This window comes from Streptomyces viridiviolaceus (genome assembly GCF_014650995.1).
GTDB lineage: Bacteria > Actinomycetota > Actinomycetes > Streptomycetales > Streptomycetaceae > Streptomyces > Streptomyces viridiviolaceus.
On the sequence record NZ_BMWA01000022.1, the window covers coordinates 75,412 to 89,166 of the forward strand.

General features: G+C 72.9%; 9 protein-coding genes. 2 read left to right on the plus strand and 7 right to left on the minus strand.

The features are described 5' to 3' along the window. Positions 1 to 142 precede the first annotated feature (142 nt). The 6 genes from IE260_RS28865 to IE260_RS28890 form a co-directional block, all read right to left on the minus strand. Entirely contained in the window at positions 143 to 1,225 is a 1,083-nt protein-coding gene (locus tag IE260_RS28865) for a helix-turn-helix transcriptional regulator (RefSeq protein ID WP_189877095.1), read from the minus strand. A gap of 59 nt (positions 1,226 to 1,284) precedes the next feature. Then, on the minus strand, positions 1,285 to 3,987 hold the full coding sequence (gene aceE / locus IE260_RS28870; RefSeq protein WP_189877097.1) for a pyruvate dehydrogenase (acetyl-transferring), homodimeric type: 2,703 nt from the start codon (positions 3,985 to 3,987) through the stop codon (positions 1,285 to 1,287). 393 nt (positions 3,988 to 4,380) lie between these two features. Beyond that, positions 4,381 to 5,004 (minus strand): GntR family transcriptional regulator, encoded by a 624-nt coding sequence (locus tag IE260_RS28875; RefSeq protein ID WP_189877099.1) that lies wholly within the window; start codon positions 5,002 to 5,004, stop codon positions 4,381 to 4,383. A gap of 222 nt (positions 5,005 to 5,226) precedes the next feature. After that, positions 5,227 to 7,068, minus strand: a complete 1,842-nt coding sequence (gene sucB / locus IE260_RS28880) for a 2-oxoglutarate dehydrogenase, E2 component, dihydrolipoamide succinyltransferase (protein WP_189877101.1) — start codon at positions 7,066 to 7,068, stop codon at positions 5,227 to 5,229. A gap of 63 nt (positions 7,069 to 7,131) precedes the next feature. Then, the gene (gene lpdA, locus IE260_RS28885) at positions 7,132 to 8,520 is read right to left on the minus strand and encodes a dihydrolipoyl dehydrogenase (protein WP_189877103.1); all 1,389 of its coding nucleotides are present in this window, start codon (positions 8,518 to 8,520) and stop codon (positions 7,132 to 7,134) included. 384 nt (positions 8,521 to 8,904) lie between these two features. Next, positions 8,905 to 10,431 (minus strand): leucyl aminopeptidase, encoded by a 1,527-nt coding sequence (locus IE260_RS28890; RefSeq protein ID WP_189877104.1) that lies wholly within the window; start codon positions 10,429 to 10,431, stop codon positions 8,905 to 8,907. Between the two features lie 251 nt (positions 10,432 to 10,682). Here IE260_RS28890 and IE260_RS28895 point away from each other — a divergent pair, with 251 nt between their 5' ends. Continuing rightward, positions 10,683 to 11,468, plus strand: a complete 786-nt coding sequence (locus IE260_RS28895; protein ID WP_189877106.1) for an endo alpha-1,4 polygalactosaminidase — start codon at positions 10,683 to 10,685, stop codon at positions 11,466 to 11,468. A 102-nt stretch (positions 11,469 to 11,570) separates the two neighbouring features. On the opposite strand, the gene IE260_RS28900 is transcribed toward IE260_RS28895, so the two are convergent. Continuing rightward, positions 11,571 to 12,353: an adenosylcobinamide-GDP ribazoletransferase gene (locus tag IE260_RS28900; RefSeq protein ID WP_189877108.1), complete on the minus strand. Its 783-nt coding sequence runs from the start codon at positions 12,351 to 12,353 to the stop codon at positions 11,571 to 11,573. Between the two features lie 60 nt (positions 12,354 to 12,413). Here IE260_RS28900 and IE260_RS28905 point away from each other — a divergent pair, with 60 nt between their 5' ends. Next, positions 12,414 to 13,154, plus strand: coding sequence for a hypothetical protein (locus IE260_RS28905; RefSeq protein ID WP_189877110.1), 741 nt, complete (start codon positions 12,414 to 12,416; stop codon positions 13,152 to 13,154). Positions 13,155 to 13,755: the final 601 nt, after the last annotated feature.

A 13,755-nucleotide genomic window follows, 5' to 3' on the forward strand; every position in this document is an offset into this window, starting at 1 on the left:
GAGCCGGCGGGTGTGCCGGGTCGGCTCATTGGTGTCGGTCATGTATTGCCGGATTGCGGGGGTACGGGTGCGCCGGGTCGGCCCTCGTCCGGGTGCGGCGGGGCGAGCCGGCGGGTGTGCCGGGTCGGCTCGTTGGTGTCGGTCATGTATTGCCGGATTGCGGGGGTACGGGTGCGCCGGGCCGGCCCCCGTCCCGGTACAGCGCGGCGAGCCGCCGGGCGTCCTGTGCCAACCGCTGCCGCAGGCCCTCGGGCGCCAGCGCCTCCACCTCCGGTCCGAGCGCCGTCAGCTGGGTGTGCGCGACCTCCTCGGACTCCACGGGCAGCGTCAGCGTCACCCAGCCGTCCCCGTCCGGGGCGCCGACGGCGTCCAGCGCCTCGCGTACGGCCGGCGGGTCCATGACGTGCGGCAGTCTGCGCACGCCCTCCGCGGAGAGCCGCACCACGACCTCCGCCCGCAGGATCGACCGCGCGAACTGCTCGGCGCGCTCCGCCCAGAACGCGGGCAGGTCGAACTCCTCGTCCCGGGCGAACCGCTCCTCACCCGCGTCGACGGCCGTGAACCGGTCGATCCGGTACACCCGGAACGACCCGCCGCCCGCCACCCGCGCACACAGGTACCAGACCCCCGCCTTCAGCACGAGCCCGTACGGCTCCAGCTCCCGGCCGACCTCCTCCTCCGCGACGTCGGCGCTCCGCCCCCGGGACGCCCCGGCGTCAGCGCGACCCCGCGGCTGCGCGCCCCTGCGCCGGTAGCGCACGGTGATCCTCCGGTCGTCCCACACCGCGTCCGCGACCGTCGGCAGCAGTTCGGGTGTCCGGGGCTCCCGGAACCAGTTCGGCGCGTCCAGGTGGAACCTCTGGGCCGCCGTCCGGGAGGCGTCCCGCAGGGAGGGGAGCAGGGCGGCCGACACCTTCAGACGGGCCGCCGAGGCCGCGTCCTCCAGGCCCATCTCGCGCAGCGCCCCCGGCACCCCGGACAGGAACAGCGCCTCGGCCTCGCCCCGGGCCAGTCCGGTCAGCCGGGTGCGGTACCCGCCGATCAGCCGGTAACCACCGGCCCGGCCCCGCTCCGCGTACACCGGCACTCCCGCCTCCGACAGCGCCTGCGCGTCCCGTGTGACGGTGCGCTCCGAAACCTCCAGCTCACGGGCGAGCTCGGCGGCGGTCATGGCGGGCCGGGACTGGAGCAGCAGCACCATTTTGATCAGACGGGCAGCGCGCATGCCCAACATCATGACGGAGGCCCCCGCCGAAGCGAGGGCCTCCCGATGACTGCCGGGCCTCACAGGCCGTAGCGGTCCCGCGCCTCCTTCACGGCCGTCGCCTTGACCTCGCCGCGCCGCGCGAGCTGGGCCAGGGCCGCGACCACGATGGACTCGGCGTCGACGCCGAAGTGGCGGCGGGCCGCCTCACGGGTGTCCGACAGGCCGAAGCCGTCGGCGCCCAGCGAGGACCAGTCCTGCTCCACCCACTGCGCGATCTGGTCCGGGACCTGACGCATGTAGTCGGACACGGCCAGCACGGGGCCCTCGGCGCCCTGGAGCGCCTGGCGGACGTACGGCACCCGCTCCTCGCCGCGCAGCAGCGCCGCGTCGGCCTCCATCGCGTCCCGGCGCAGCTCCGTCCAGGAGGTCGCGGACCACACGTCGGCGGCCACGCCCCACTCCTCGGCGAGCAGCTGCTGTGCCTTGAGCGCCCAGTGGATCGCCGTACCCGAGCCGAGCAGCTGGATCCGCGGGGCGTTCGCCGCCGGGGTCAGGCCCGCCGACTCCGCCGTGTTGAAGCGGTACAGGCCCTTGACGATGCCCTCGTCGATGCCGAGGCCCTGCGGCTTCGCGGGCTGCGGCAGCGGCTCGTTGTAGACGGTCAGGTAGTAGAAGACGTTCGGGTCCTCGCCCGGGGCCGCCTCGCCGTACATGCGGCGCAGACCGTCCTTGACGATCGTCGCGACCTCGTAGGCGAACGCCGGGTCGTAGGTCAGCGCGGCGGGGTTGGTCGCCGCGATGGCCGGGGAGTGGCCGTCGGCGTGCTGCAGGCCCTCGCCGGTCAGCGTGGTGCGGCCCGCGGTGGCGCCGACCAGGAAGCCGCGGCCGAGCTGGTCGCCGAGCTGCCACATCTGGTCGGCCGTGCGCTGCCAGCCGAACATCGAGTAGAAGATGTAGAACGGGATCATCGCCTCGCCGTGCGTCGCGTACGACGTGGAAGCGGCGATGAAGTCGGCCATCGAACCGGCCTCGGTGATCCCCTCGTTGAGGATCTGGCCGTTGGTGGCCTCCTTGTAGTACATCAGCTGGTCGCGGTCGACCGGCTCGTACGTCTGGCCCTTGGGCGAGTAGATGCCCAGCGACGGGAACAGGCTCTCCATGCCGAAGGTGCGCGCCTCGTCGGGGACGATCGGCACCCAGCGCTTGCCGGTCTCCTTGTCGCGGACCAGGTCCTTGACCAGGCGGACGAACGCCATGGTGGTGGCCACGTTCTGCGAGCCGGAGCCCTTGTCGAACGCCGCGAACGCCTTGTCGGCGGGCGCGGGCAGCGGCGCGACCGGGTGGACGCGGCGGGCCGGGGCCGGACCGCCGAGGGCGGCGCGGCGCTCCTGGAGGTAGCGGACCTCGGGGGCGTCGGCGCCGGGGTGGCCGTAGGGGACCACGCCGTCGACGAAGTCGCTGTCCTTGATCGGCAGGCCGAGGCGGTCGCGCATCGCCTTGAACTCGTCCACCGTCAGCTTCTTCATCTGGTGGTTGGCGTTCTTGGACGCGAAGCCCTCACCGAGGGTGTGGCCCTTGACCGTCTGGGCCAGGATCACGGTCGGCGCGCCCTTGTGCGAGAGCGCCGCCTTGTACGCGGCGTAGACCTTGCGGGACTCGTGGCCGCCACGGGAGGTGTGGAAGCACTCGAGGATCTTGTCGTCGCTCAGCAGCTTCGCCATCTCCACCAGCGCCGGGTCGGCGCCGAAGAAGTCCTGGCGGATGTAGGCGGCGTCGCGGGTCTGGTACGTCTGGATCTGCGCGTCCGGTACCTGGCGCAGCCGGCGCAGCAGCGCGCCCGTGGTGTCCAGCTGGAACAGCTCGTCCCAGGCCGTGCCCCACAGCGACTTGACCACGTTCCAGCCGGCGCCGCGGAACTGGGCCTCCAGTTCCTGCACGATCTTGAAGTTGGCGCGGACCGGGCCGTCCAGGCGCTGCAGGTTGCAGTTGATGACGAAGGTGAGGTTGTCCAGTTCCTCGCGGGCGGCGAGCGCGAGGGCCGCCGTCGACTCGGGCTCGTCCATCTCACCGTCGCCGAGGAACGCCCACACGTGCGAGGCGGAGGTGTCCTTGATGCCGCGGGCGGCCAGGTAGCGGTTGAAGCGCGCCTGGTAGATGGCGGACAGCGGGCCCAGACCCATGGAGACGGTCGGGAACTCCCACAGCCAGGGCAGGCGGCGCGGGTGCGGGTACGACGGCAGGCCGTTGCCGCCGGCCTCGCGGCGGAAGTTGTCGAGCTGCTCCTCGGTCAGCCGGCCGTCGAGGAAGGCGCGGGCGTAGATGCCGGGGGAGGCGTGGCCCTGGATGTAGAGCTGGTCGCCGGAGCCGTCCGCCTCCTTGCCCTTGAAGAAGTGGTTGAAGCCGGTCTCGTACAGCCAGGCCGCGGAGGCGAAGGTGGCGATGTGGCCGCCGACGCCGTATTTGCTGCCGCGGGTCACCATCGCCGCCGCGTTCCAGCGGTTCCAGGCGGTGATCCGGGACTCCATCTCCTCGTCGCCGTCCACCACGGGCTCGGCGGCGGTCGGGATGGTGTTGACGTAGTCGGTCTCGAGGAGCTTCGGCAGCGCGATGCCGGCGCCCTCGGCGCGCTCCAGCGTGCGGCGCATCAGGTACGCGGCACGGTGCGGCCCGGCCGCCTTGGTGACGGCGTCCAGGGAGGCCCGCCACTCGGCGGTCTCCTCGGGGTCGCGGTCCGGGAGCTGGTCGAGCTCGCTCGGCTGGATGGCGTTGGGGTCGGTCATGTCGCCGCCTTCCTCAGTCGAAGGGGGTTCCCTCATCGTCAAGGGGTTCGGGGGTGCCCTAGGTCTTTGGCAGGACAGGGCAGTGGGGCTCTGGTGGAAGCCCGTCGGTGACTGTAACTCCCTGATCGATGATCGATCAAAGGGTTGAGGCCCAAAACCTCTTGATTGCGAGAAAGTCGGCACGCGGTGCCTCCGGCGATGGCACGGGGTGACCTTGGAATCCGGGGGTTCTCGCAGGTGAGCGCGGTGAGCTCGGGTGGTCCGGTTGCGTGGCGGGTGCGGGTGTGCCGTGGTGGTCCGCGCCCACGCGGCGGAGCCGCACATCCATACCGCCCGCGCCCCTGAAGGGGCGCAGCCCCCAGGGACAGGAAGGGGCGGCCGGGGGGAGAACCGTCAGGCGCGGGGCGCGCAGCCGAGGACGTGGGCCTTCACGATCTCGGGGATCCTCGGATCCCGGCGACGGAACGCCTCGACCAGCTCCTCGTGCTCCTCCGCGTAGGACTGCTGCACCGTGCCCAGCCACCGTATCGACAGCGCGGTGAACACCTCGATGCCCAGCCCCTCCCAGGTGTGCAGCAGCACCGAGTTGCCGGCCGCCCGCACCAGCTCCCGGTGGAACCCGACCGTGTGGCGCACCTGGGCCGTGCCGTCGGACAGCCGGTCCGCCTCGTACAGCGCGGCCACGTGCGGCTCCAGGGCCGAGCAGTCCACGGCGAGCCGGTCCGCCGCCAGCTCCGCCGCGATGGCCTCCAGACCGGCCCGGACCGGGTAGCTCTCCTCCAGGTCGGCGGCGGTCAGATTCCGCACCCGCACGCCCTTGTTGGGCGCCGACTCGATCAGCCGGAGCGACTCCAGCTCGCGCAGCGCCTCCCGCACGGGCGTCTGGCTGACCTCCAGCTCGGTGGCGATCCGGCGCTCCACGATCCGCTCGCCCGGCTGCCAGCGTCCGCTGATGATCCCTTCCAGGATGTGCTCGCGGATCTGTTCGCGCAGCGAGTGGACGACGGGCGCGGTCATGAGGGCTCCTTCGGGAGGGGCCCATTGCGGCCCCCTGGGGCGTTTGACGTTTAGACAATACGGCCGTCACGCCGAGCGGGAAGGGCGCACGGGGGCGCTTTCACGCAGGTGAGACGAGACTTACACGGCGCGCGGCAGCCGAAACGGGCGGTGCCCCCGCCCGGAGGGTTCCGGACGAGGGCACCGTACAAGCCCGCAGGCAGAGGGATCACCGAGAGGCGATCACAGGCCGAGCTCGACCTCGAACTCGCCCGCCTCCAGGATCGCCTTGACCGCCGTCAGGTAGCGGGCGGCGTCGGCGCCGTCCACCAGGCGGTGGTCGTAGGACAGGGTCAGGTACGTCATGTCGCGGACGCCGATGACCGTGCCCTCCTCCGTCTCGATGACGGCCGGGCGCTTGACCGTGGCGCCGATGCCGAGGATGGCGACCTGGCCCGGCGGCACGATGATCGTGTCGAACAGCGCGCCGCGCGAACCGGTGTTGCTGATGGTGAAGGTCCCGCCGGCCAGCTCGTCCGGCGTGATCTTGTTGTTCCGGACCTTGCCCGCCAGCTCGGCCGTGGCCTTGGCGATGCCGGCGATGTTGAGGTCGCCGGCGTTCTTGATGACCGGGGTCATCAGGCCCTTCTCGGAGTCCACCGCGATACCGATGTGCTCGGTGTCGAAGTAGGTGATGGTCCCCTCGGCCTCGTTGATCTTGGCGTTGATGGCCGGGTGGGCCTTCAGCGCCTGGGCCGCGGCCTTGACGAAGAACGGCATCGGGGAGAGCTTGACGCCCTCACGGGCCGCGAACGCGTCCTTGGCCCGGGCGCGCAGCTTCATCAGGCGGGTGACGTCGACCTCGACGACCGACGACAGCTGGGCCTGCTCGTGCAGCGCCTTGACCATGTTGTCGCCGATGACCTTGCGGATGCGCGGCATCTTGACGGTCTGGCCACGCAGCGGGGAGACCTCCAGGACGGGGGCCTTCTTCGCGGCGGGCGCGGCGGCAGCGGCGGCCGGAGCGGGGGCGGCGGCCTTCGCGGCCTCGGCGGCGGCGAGGACGTCCTGCTTGCGGATGCGGCCGCCGACGCCGGTGCCCTTGACGGTGGACAGGTCGACGCCGTTCTCGGCGGCGAGCTTGCGCACCAGCGGGGTGACGTAGGCGCCCTCGTCGGTCGCCTGGGCGGCGGCCGGTGCGGCCGGAGCCGGGGTGACCGGAGCCGGAGCGGCCGGCGCGGGAGCCGGGGCGGCCGGCGCGGGAGCCGGGGCGGCCGGCGCGGCCGGCTGCGCCGGAGCCGGTGCGGCAGCGGCCGGGGTCGGAGCCGGTGCGGCAGCGGCCGGGGCCGGGGCCGGAGCGGCGGGAGCCGGCGCGGCCGGCTGCGCCGGAGCCGCAGGGGCGGCCGGGGCCTCGGCGGCGGGCGCCGGAGCGGCCGGGGCCGGGGCGGCGGCCGGAGCGGCACCGGCCTCGCCGATGACGGCGAGCTTGGCGCCGACCTCGGCGGTCTCGTCCTCGCCGACCACGATCTCCAGCAGCGTGCCCGAGGCGGGCGCCGGGATCTCGGTGTCGACCTTGTCGGTGGAGACCTCGAGCAGCGGCTCGTCGGCCTCGACGGTGTCGCCGACCGACTTCAGCCAGCGGGTGACGGTGCCCTCGGTGACGGACTCGCCGAGCGCGGGCAGGACCACGTCCGTGCCCTCGGCGGCGCCGCCGCCGGCAGCGGCCTCGGCGGTCGGAGCGGGCGCCGGGGCGGCCTGCTCGGTGGAGGGGGCGGCCTGGGCCGGCTCGGGAGCCGGCTCGGCGACCTGCTGGGCGGCCGGGGCGGCCTCGGCCGCCGGGGCGCCGCTGCCGTCGTCGATCAGCGCCAGCTCGGCGCCGACCTCGACGGTCTCGTCCTCGGCGACCTTGATGGAGGACAGCACGCCGGAGGCGGGGGCCGGGATCTCGGTGTCGACCTTGTCGGTGGAGACCTCGAGCAGCGGCTCGTCGGCCTCGACGCGCTCACCCTCGGCCTTCAGCCAGCGGGTGACGGTGCCCTCGGTGACGCTCTCGCCGAGCGCCGGAAGGGTTACGGAAACCGCCATGGTTTCGGTTGCTCCTTACGAATTGCGGAAGTCTGTGTCGTCGCGCCCAGTGACCGAGGGTGGTCAGTCGTGGGAGTGCAGCGGCTTGCCGGCCAGGGCCAGGTGCGCCTCGCCGAGCGCCTCGTTCTGCGTCGGGTGGGCGTGGATGAGCTGGGCCACCTCGGCCGGCAGCGCCTCCCAGTTGTAGATCAGCTGGGCCTCGCCGACCTGCTCGCCCATGCGGTCGCCGACCATGTGGACGCCGACCACGGCACCGTCCTTGACCTGCACGAGCTTGATCTCGCCCGCGGTCTTCAGGATCTTGCTCTTGCCGTTGCCCGCCAGGTTGTACTTCAGAGCGACGACCTTGTCCGCGCCGTAGACCTCCTTGGCCTTGGCCTCGGTGATGCCGACGGAGGCGACCTCCGGGTGGCAGTACGTCACCCGCGGCACGCCGTCGTAGTCGATCGGCACGGTCTTCAGACCGGCCAGGCGCTCCGCCACCAGGATGCCCTCGGCGAAGCCGACGTGCGCGAGCTGAAGGGTCGGAACGAGGTCACCGACGGCGGAGATCGTCGGGACGTTGGTCCGCATGTACTCGTCGACGAGGACGTAACCGCGGTCCATGGCGACCCCGGCCTCCTCGTAGCCCAGGCCCTGCGAGACCGGGCCGCGGCCGATGGCGACGAGGAGGACCTCGGCCTCGAACTCCTTGCCGTCGGCCAGGGTGACCTTGACGCCGTCCTGGGTGTACTCGGCCTTCTCGAAGAAGGTGCCCAGGTTGAACTTGATGCCCCGCTTGCGGAACGCGCGCTCCAGGAGCTTGGAGCTGTTCTCGTCCTCGACCGGGACGAGGTGCTTCAGGCCCTCGACGATGGTGACGTCGGTGCCGAAGGACTTCCACGCGGAGGCGAACTCGACGCCGATGACGCCGCCGCCCAGGATGATGGCCGACTTCGGCACGCGGTCGAGGACGAGGGCGTGGTCGGAGGAGATGATCCGGTCGCCGTCGATCTCCAGGCCCGGCAGCGACTTCGGCACGGAGCCGGTCGCCAGCAGGACGTGGCGGCCCTGGATCCGCTGACCGTTCACATCCACGGAGGTCGGCGAGGACAGCCGGCCCTCACCCTCGATGTAGGTCACCTTGCGCGAGGCGATCAGACCCTGCAGGCCCTTGTACAGGCCCGAGATCACGTCGTCCTTGTACTTGTGGACGGCCGGTACGTCGATGCCCTCGAAGGTGGCCTTCACGCCGAACTGCTCGCTCTCGCGGGCCTGGTCGGCGATCTCGCCCGCGTGCAGCAGGGCCTTGGTGGGGATGCAACCCCGGTGCAGGCAGGTGCCGCCGACCTTGTCCTTCTCGATCAGGGCGACGTCCAGGCCCAGCTGCGCCCCGCGCAGGGCCGCGGCGTAACCACCGCTACCACCGCCGAGGATCACTAGGTCGAAAACGGTGCTGGCGTCGTTCGCCACGTCACGTCCTCCATGCATGTGCGCCGTACGCCGGTCGTCGGTGACCGGCAGGCGGCTGGTGTCCGGCCGCTCGTTCTTCGGCCCTTAGGTGGGGCCCTGTCCTGCCGAGCCCCATCTTCGCACCTGTGAGAGGCGGACGAGACGTGGGGCCGGTGTGTGAGACGTCCCACGTTCGTCGATGACGGGCCGTGGGACAGCGCCGCCAGGGGTGCGCGGCTGTGTCCGATCAGCGGCTCGGCCGCGTGGGTGCGGCCGGCCCCCGCACGCTCACCTGCGAACGAGGGCGGCCGCGGCCCGGCCCGAAGGGGCGCGGGGAGCCGCGCGATCAGCCCCCACGCCCCCCGCAGCCGCGCCGGGGCGGAACCCGCCGGGCTCCTGGGCGGCTCAGCCCAGGTCGCCCGCCGCGGTCAGCTCCGCCAGACGCACGAGCGTTCGCACGGCGGTTCCCGTGCCGCCCTTCGGCGTGTAACCGAACGGACCGCCCTCGTTGAAGGCCGGACCTGCGATGTCCAGGTGCGCCCAGGTGATGCCCTCGCCGACGAACTCGCGCAGGAACAGACCGGCCACCAGGCCGCCGCCCATGCGCTCGCCCATGTTGGCGATGTCGGCGGTCGCCGAGTCCATGCCCTTGCGCAGGTGCTCCGGCAGCGGCATCGGCCACGCCGGCTCGCCGACCTCCTCCGCGGCCTCGTGCACCGCGGTGCGGAACGCGTCGTCGTTCGCCATGATCCCGAAGGTGCGGCTGCCCAGCGCCAGCATCATCGCGCCGGTCAGCGTCGCCACGTCCACGATGGCGTCCGGCTTCTCCTGCGAGGCCGCCCACAGAGCGTCGGCGAGGACGAGCCGGCCCTCGGCGTCGGTGTTGAGCACCTCGACGGTCTTGCCGCTGTACATGCGCAGCACGTCGCCGGGACGGGTGGCGGAACCCGAGGGCATGTTCTCGGCCAGCGCCAGCCAGCCGGTGACGTTGACCTCCAGGCCGAGGCGGGCTGCGGCGACGACCGCGGCGAACACGGCGGCGGCGCCGCTCATGTCGCACTTCATCGTCTCGTTGTGCCCGGCCGGCTTCAGCGAGATGCCGCCCGAGTCGTACGTGATGCCCTTGCCGACGAAGGCGAGGGACTTCGTGGCCTTGGGCGAGGTGTACGACAGCTTCACCAGGCGCGGACCCGACGCCGAGCCGGAGCCGACGCCCAGGATGCCGCCGTAGCCGCCCTTGGCGAGCGCCTTCTCGTCGAGCACCTGCACCTTGATGCCGTGCTCCTTGGCGGCGGCCTGTGCGATCCCCGCGAACGCCTCGGGGTCGAGGTCGTTCGGCGGCATGTTGATCAGGTCGCGGGCGCGGTTCAGCTCCTCGGAGACGGCGGTGGCGCGCTCCAGGGCCGCCTTGTACGCCTTGTCGCGGGGCTTGCCGCCGAGCAGCGCGGCCTCGGCGAGCGGGGCCTTGCCGTTCTTGGCGCGGGGGCCGGAGCCCTTCTCCTTGTACGTGTCGAAGGAGTACGCGCCGAGCAGCACGCCCTCGGCGACGGCCGCCGCGTCGGCGGCGTCGGTGAGCGGCAGGGCGAAGGCGGCCTTCTTGACGCCGGTCAGGGTGCGGGCGGCGACACCGGCGGCCTGGCGCAGCGCCTCGGCGTCGTACCCGGCGTCCTTCTCGGGCTCGGTGCCGAGGCCCACCGCCACCACGAGGGGTGCCTTGAAGCCGGACGGCGCGGGCAGCTTCGTCACCTCGCCCTCGGCGCCGGACGCGCCGAGGGTCTCCAGGACGCCGGCGAGACGGCCGTCGTACGCCTGGTCCACGGCCTCGGCGCCCGGTGCGACGAGCGGTCCCTTGGCGCCCTTGGCGACACCGATCACGATCGCGTCGGCCCGCAGGCCGGCCGCCGCGGCGGTGCTGAGAGTGAGAGCAGTCACGGTGGTGAATTCTCGCTTCCGTATAAGTCTGGTGTGGCCGAATGCGGGTGGGTCGACCGGGCCCGACAACCGACCCTAGATCCCTCCTGCGATGCGGTCTCCACCTGGGCAGGTGGACACGTGGCACGAGCCTACGCTCGCGGTCGCGTCCGCTCATTCCCGTGGGTTCACCCTCCGGTGGCGGCGAAGCCGCCTTCCGGTGTGGGAGATCATCCTCGGTGTACGTCGCCGCACACCCTGGAGCCCGCCCGATGAGACGCCCGGCCCTGCTCATAGCCCTTCTCCTGCTCCTCACGGCCTGCACCTCGGCGCCCGACGACAAGCCGGACGGCGGCGGCGACCGCTGGCAGCCGCGGGCCGGCACGGACTGGCAGTGGCAGCTCAGCGGCAGGCTCGACACCTCCGTCGACGTGCCGGTCTACGACATCGACGGCTTCGACCACCCCGGGTCCACGGTCGCCGCCCTGCACGACGACGGCCGCAAGGTCATCTGCTACCTGTCCACCGGCGCCTGGGAGGACTTCCGGCCCGACGCGGAGAAGTTCCCCGAATCGGTGCTGGGCCGCGGCAACGGCTGGGAGGGCGAGCGCTGGCTGGACATCCGCCGGACCGACGTCCTGGAGCCGCTGATGGCCGAGCGCATCGACATGTGCCGCGAGAAGGGCTTCGACGCGGTGGAGCCGGACAACATGGACGGCTACAGGAACGAGACCGGCTTCCCGCTGACCGCCGAGGACCAGCTCCGCTACAACCGGCTGATCGCGAAGCTCGCCCACGACCGGGGCATGGCGGTCGGCCTGAAGAACGACCTGGACCAGATCCCGGAGCTGGTGGACGACTTCGACTTCGCGGTCAACGAACAGTGCGCGCAGTACGGCGAGTGCGCGGAGCTGAAGCCGTTCACCGACGCGGACAAGGCGGTCTTCCACGTCGAGTACGAGCTGCCGACCAGCCGGTTCTGCGCCGAGTCCCGTGAGCTGAAGCTGAGTTCACTGCTGAAGAAGTACGAACTGGGGGCGTGGCGCCGGGCCTGCTGAGACGTGGCCCGGCCCGACCCCGGCCTCGCCCGAGTCCCGGCCTCGGCCCAAGTCCCGGCCTCGGTCCCGGCCTCGGTCCCGGCCTCGGTCCGGGTCTCGGGCTCAGCCGAGGGCCAGCACCACCAGCGCGGTCGTGGCCGCCGTCTCCGCGACTGCGCCGAAGACGTCACCGGTGACCCCGCCGAAGCGGCGGACACAGGTGCGCAGCAGCAGTTCGGCGACGGCGACGGCGAGGACCACCGCGAGCGCGGCCCGCGCCGCGGCGTACGGCCCGGAGAACGCGCCCGCCGCGGCCGCGGCCCCCGTGACGGCCGCGGCCACGCCCAGCGCCCCGACCCTCGGGACCACCCCGGCGACCGCGGCGCCCAGGCCCTCCGGACGGGCGGCCGGCACTCCGGACCGGGCCGCCACGGTCAGCGCGAGCCGGGCGGCGGTCGCCGAGACGACGGCGGCGAGCGCGCCCAGCGCCCAGGAGTGGTCGTAGGCCCGGGCGAGCGCGGCCACCTGCGCGAGCAGCACGAACACCAGGGTGAGCACGCCGAACGGGCCGATGTCCGACTGCTTCATGATGCGCAGCGCGTCCTCGGCGGGCTTGGCGCTGCCGAGCCCGTCCGCGGTGTCGGCCAGCCCGTCCAGGTGCAGTCCCCGGGTCAGCGCCGCCGGGACGGCGGCCGTGGCGACGGCGGCGAGCGGCGTGCCGGCGCCCGCGATCAGCAGCAGGAGCCCGACGGCGGCGGCCAGGACGCCGACCACCAGCCCGGCCAGCGGCGCGCACAGCATGCCGCCGCGCGCGGCCCGCCGGTCCCAGCGGGTCACCTCGACCCGGAGCACGGTGAGGGTGCCGAAGGCGAAACGCAGGCCGTGGCAGGAGGGGGAGCTGAGCACCGGCGCAGACTACCCGGCGGTCAGCGGGGCGCCGTCCGCGGTCGGGGATAAGGTGCGCATATGGGAGATTGGTGGCATCGGAACATCGTCGAACCGGGCAAACTCCCGCTGCTTCTCGCCCTCACGGCCTTCGTGCTCACGTTCGTGATCACGCGGGTCGTCACCCGGCTCATCCGGGCGGGCAAGGGTCCCTTCGGCAACGTCGAGGCGGGCGGGGTGCACATCCACCACGTCGTTCCCGGGGTCGTCCTCACCGTTGTCGGCGGTTTCGGCGCGGTCGCGGGCGGGCGGCACGGCTTCGGGTCCGCGCTGAGCGCGGTGGTCTTCGGTGTCGGAGCGGGCCTCGTCCTCGACGAGTTCGCGCTGATCCTGCACCTCGACGACGTCTACTGGACCGAGGCCGGCCGCAAGAGCGTGGAGGTCGTGGTGGTCACCGCGTCCCTGGTCGGTCTGGTCCTCGCCGGGTTCACGCCGTTCGGCGTCGACGGCCTCTCCGAGGACGAGTTGCAGAACCGTGCCGGCGTCATCGCCTTCGTCGCGGGCAACTTCCTGTTGTCCCTGCTCGCCCTGAGCAAGGGGAAGGCCCGGATGGCGATCTTCGGCGTGATCGTGCCCGTCGTCGCGCTGGTCGGTGCCGTCCGCCTGGCCCGGCCCGGGTCGCCCTGGTCCCGCCGCTTCTACGGCCGCCGCCCGCGTGCCCGCGCCAAGGCCCGCCTGCGCGCCTACCGCCACGACCGGCGCTGGTCCGGCCGGAGCCGTGCCGTCCAGGACTGGATCGGGGGTCGCCCGGACGCGGGCTGACGCCTGCGGGTGCCTGCGGCGCTTGGGCGGGGTGCCTGCGGCGGCCTGTGCGGGTGCGGTGGTGGTGCCTGCGGCGGCCTGTGCGGGTGGTCGGGGGTGCGGGTAGCGCTTTCGGTTGTGTGGTGGGTCGGGGCCGTGCCGGGGGGTGTCCGTCCTCGGAACGGCGCGGAATCGGTGGGTGACCATCTGACTGGCGTTGACGCGCCAACCGCTGCGGGCGGACACCCCCCGGCACGTCCCCTTCTCGCCGTACGCGACTGCCGCGCCGTCGCGGTGCCCGCGGGCCGCCGCGCCGCGTCACCGCGCGGCCGCGCCGCCTTGCCGCGTAACCGCGGGCAGTCGTGCCTCCCCCAGTGCCTGAACGGCCTGGGAGGTACCCCCAGGGGCAGCACGGGTGGGCGCGGCGGCACCCCGTCAGCGCCGGACCGCGCGACCCACCCCCGGCCCGCACCCACGCCGACGGTGGCTCACGCCCCTCGGGGGCCCGCATGCGTCGGCGGTGGGATCACCCTCCCTGGGCGCTCGCACGGGCCGGCGGTGGCTCGCGCCCCTCGGGGGCCCGCATGCGTCGGCGGTGGGCTCACCCTCCCTGGGCGCCCGC

What these genes read in the sequence shown, in the direction of transcription:
- IE260_RS28875 (WP_189877099.1), bottom strand. Translation starts at nt 5,004, where the DNA reads ATGACCGCGCCCGTCGTCCACTCGCTGCGCGAACAGATCCGCGAGCAC.
- IE260_RS28905 (WP_189877110.1), top strand. Translation starts at nt 12,414, where the DNA reads ATGGGAGATTGGTGGCATCGGAACATCGTCGAACCGGGCAAACTCCCG.
- aceE (WP_189877097.1), bottom strand. Translation starts at nt 3,987, where the DNA reads ATGACCGACCCCAACGCCATCCAGCCGAGCGAGCTCGACCAGCTCCCG.
- IE260_RS28865 (WP_189877095.1), bottom strand. Translation starts at nt 1,225, where the DNA reads ATGCGCGCTGCCCGTCTGATCAAAATGGTGCTGCTGCTCCAGTCCCGG.
- IE260_RS28895 (WP_189877106.1), top strand. Translation starts at nt 10,683, where the DNA reads ATGAGACGCCCGGCCCTGCTCATAGCCCTTCTCCTGCTCCTCACGGCC.
- sucB (WP_189877101.1), bottom strand. Translation starts at nt 7,068, where the DNA reads ATGGCGGTTTCCGTAACCCTTCCGGCGCTCGGCGAGAGCGTCACCGAG.